This window comes from Chitinophaga sp. (genome assembly GCF_035564935.1).
In the GTDB taxonomy this organism is placed as follows: Bacteria; Bacteroidota; Bacteroidia; order Chitinophagales; family Chitinophagaceae; genus Chitinophaga.
In genome coordinates, this window is the sequence record NZ_DATMTE010000830.1 from 1 (window position 1) to 2,563 (window position 2,563).

Sequence of the window (2,563 nt, forward strand, 5' to 3'; positions counted from 1 at the left end):
CCTGAGTCAGACAAAATTCGCATCGCCGAAGGCGATAATTGCGTATTTTTAAGTAAAACCATGTTAGATGTCCGGAACGCTCACAAAACTGAAGAATGCCTACCACCTGCTGAAGAGCATTGATTTCGCCGCACTGGCTAAACTCTCCGAAAAAGTAGACTTGCCAAAGGTGATGGAATCCGTAGGAAAGATGGATGATACGCAATTGAACGGCCTCATGAAAATGCTCAGCAGCAGCGGCGGAAAGAAAAAGGAACTGCCGCCCATTGAAGGCGACTTCTACGACCTGGGAGCCAAACTCAATGCGGAAGACAGGGCGCTGCAGCTGAAAGTTCGCGCATTCATGGAAAAGGAAATCCAGCCTATTGTAAATGAATACTGGCTGAAAGCGGAATTTCCTTTTGAGATCATTCCCAAATTCAGGGAACTGAATATCTGCGGCGTTACTTATGACGGATATGGTTGCCCAAACCGGTCGTTCCTGATGGAAGGGATCATTGCCATGGAAATGGCGCGTGTTGATGCTTCCGTGGCCACCTTCTTTGGTGTGCAAAGCGGGCTGGCAATGGGCTCTATTTATATGCTGGGCTCCGAAGCGCAGAAACAGGAATGGCTACCCGGCATGCAGCAGCTGAATATTATCGGCGCGTTCGGGCTTACAGAACCGGAAGTAGGTTCCGGCACCGCAGGCGGACTAACCACTACGGCTAAACGGGAAGGTGATACCTGGATATTGAACGGCCAGAAAAAATGGATAGGCAATGCCACCTTTGCAGATGTAATTGTGATATGGGCCAGGGATGTGGACGATAACCAGGTGAAGGGATTCCTGCTCCGGAAAGATACACCCGGCTTCAGTGTAGAAAAGATCCATGATAAAATGGCGCTGCGCATTGTACAGAACGGGTTGATTACCCTGAAAGATTGCCGCATTGCAGAATCAGACCGCCTGCAAAACGCTTCTTCCTTTAAAGATACCGCCCGCGTACTCCGTATGACCCGCGCCGGTGTGGCCTGGGAAGCAGTAGGCTGCGCCCGCGGCGCTTATGAAAATGCATTGGCGTATACCCGTACCCGTAAGCAGTTCGGAAAACCAATTGCGGCCTTCCAGTTGATCCAGGGACACCTGGTGGAGATGCTGTCTAACCTCACCGCTATGCAAACCATGGTGTTCCGCCTGTCTGAAATACAGGATGCAGGCGGGCTAAAGGATGAGCATGCATCCCTGGCCAAAGTATTTTGTACCCTGCGTACCCGCGACGTGGTAAGCCGTGCGCGTGAAGTAATGGGAGGCAATGGTATCCTGCTGGAATACAATGTGGCACGCTTTGTAGCAGACGCCGAAGCCATTTACTCCTACGAAGGCACGAAAGAAATTAATTCCCTCATTGTGGGCAGGGCCATTACAGGCTTTAGCGCATTTGTATAAAAATATCAGATCTTTTTTATAGTTTAAGTGCCCGATTGTGGCCGATGCCGCAACTAACACTTAATCCGCATCGTTATGAATCCATCAAACAGACGTAATTTTCTCAGGAACGTTTCCCTGGGAACCCTTGCTGCCATCAGCATTCCGGATATTGTTTCCGCTGCAATGGTAACAGAAAAAGCAAAAAAGATTGCACTCAAAAAAGAGGATGTAGTATTGTTCCAGGGCGATTCCATTACAGATGCGGGCCGTAAACGCGATAATGATCAGCCCAACGCCGGCGGCGCACTGGGCGGCGGTTACGCACTGATGGCAGCATCTGCCATGTTGCTGAAAAATGCAGATAAAAACCTGAAAGTGTACAATAAAGGCATCAGCGGGAATAAAGTGTTCCAGCTGGCAGATCGCTGGGATATCGACTGCCTCGTGATCAAGCCGGATGTGCTGAGTATCCTGGTAGGCGTAAACGATTACTGGCATACACTGAGTAACAATTACAAAGGCACCGTGCAAACCTACCGGGAAGACTACGACAAACTGCTAACCCGCACCAGGCAACAGTTACCGGATGTACAACTGATCATCGGCGAACCCTTTGCCGTAAAAGGAGTGAAGGCGGTAGATGATAAGTGGTATCCTGCATTTGATGAATACCGTGTTGCGGCCCGTGAACTGGCAGATAAACACCAGGCCATCTTTATTCCTTATCAATCCGTTTTTGACAAAGCTCAAAAAGCAGCACCGGCTGCCTACTGGACCGGCGACGGCGTACATCCCAGCGTAGCTGGCGCCCAGCTGATGGCAGAAGCCTGGCTGCAATGTGTGAAATAATTCAGCATTAAAGGCAGCTTCCTTCCGGGAAGCTGTTCTTTTTTCTGCACTTTTCTTTATTATTATTACATGAAATTCTGAAACCCGGTTATGAAACAAATAGCTATCTTATTAATGATGATTGGAGTAAATACAACTATTGCCGCGCAACAACAGCAAATTCACCTGTGGCCTGCCGAAGTACCCGGAGAAACCGCCCCTAAGCAAACGGCAAAGGTAACACCGGATGGCAGCAACCATGTAACCAGGCTCACGGATGTTACAGACCCCATACTGGAAGTATTCCCGGCTGCCAAGGGTAAC

General features: G+C 49.4%; 2 protein-coding genes and 1 pseudogene. All 3 read left to right on the forward strand.

The features are described from left to right. Nucleotides 1–67: 67 nt before the first annotated feature. On the forward strand, nucleotides 68–1,429 hold the full coding sequence (locus tag VN105_RS21580) for an acyl-CoA dehydrogenase family protein (RefSeq protein ID WP_325644088.1): 1,362 nt from the start codon (nucleotides 68–70) through the stop codon (nucleotides 1,427–1,429). Between the two features lie 75 nt (nucleotides 1,430–1,504). Further along, nucleotides 1,505–2,260 (forward strand): SGNH/GDSL hydrolase family protein, encoded by a 756-nt coding sequence (locus tag VN105_RS21585; protein ID WP_325644090.1) that lies wholly within the window; start codon nucleotides 1,505–1,507, stop codon nucleotides 2,258–2,260. Between the two features lie 90 nt (nucleotides 2,261–2,350). Beyond that, a pseudogene (locus VN105_RS21590) lies at nucleotides 2,351–2,563 on the forward strand (hypothetical protein); the annotation flags it as partial.